This window comes from Bradyrhizobium sp. Kon69 (assembly GCF_055807515.1).
Map to the genome: position 1 here is coordinate 1 of NZ_JBVVOS010000550.1, position 240 is coordinate 240.

Annotated in this window: 1 protein-coding gene; it reads left to right on the forward strand. The window is 58.8% G+C overall.

Annotated elements, in window-relative coordinates; translation table 11 throughout:
* A partial coding sequence (locus AC0L3U_RS40120; protein ID WP_473365228.1) for a hypothetical protein occupies positions 1 to 240 on the forward strand: 240 nt, incomplete at both ends.

The following is a 240-nucleotide window of genomic DNA, read 5'->3' on the forward strand; positions in this document are numbered from 1 at the left end:
GTCGTTCGCCGTCGAGTGCAATCGAGCAGGCATCGAGCTGTTTGAGAAACTTCTGGCCGATAACACCTCACTGGCGCGATTTGCGTGCTCGCCAGTTGTTCGCGCCTATATGGCGCAGGCAAGCGGCGTGGAAGCGGCGATCGGTGAGCAATGCGATATCGAAAACCGGCCTTGGCCGAGCGGCAAACCGGGCGTTGTTGTCACTCAGATCAGCCCGCTGCAGTTCCATGCAATGTATGG